At 69.1% G+C, this 230-nt stretch carries 1 protein-coding gene; it reads right to left on the reverse strand.

Annotated features, from left to right (window positions below; translation table 11 throughout):
* On the reverse strand, window positions 1-230 hold a 230-nt coding region (locus tag SB753_RS42130), incomplete at both ends, for a DUF6600 domain-containing protein (protein ID WP_410805833.1).

The following is a 230-nucleotide window of genomic DNA, read 5'->3' on the forward strand; positions in this document are numbered from 1 at the left end:
GTCGACCCATGTCCAGCCCCACGGCGCCTGCCATACCCAGTGGCCGTCGTGATAGGGCGCCCAGCCTGCGGGCGTCGCGCGCGGCACCCAGACTTCGCCGTATTGCGGACTGCTGCGCCACGTGCCGTTGGCGTCGAGGTCCTGATAACCCGGAATTTCGCGCGATACATACCGCGCCGATACCGAGCGGTCTTCCGCGGCGTCGCGGCTCGCGGCCCATTGGTCGAACG

Source organism: Paraburkholderia sp. SIMBA_053, from assembly GCF_046534895.1.
Taxonomy (GTDB): Bacteria; Pseudomonadota; Gammaproteobacteria; order Burkholderiales; family Burkholderiaceae; genus Paraburkholderia; species Paraburkholderia caledonica.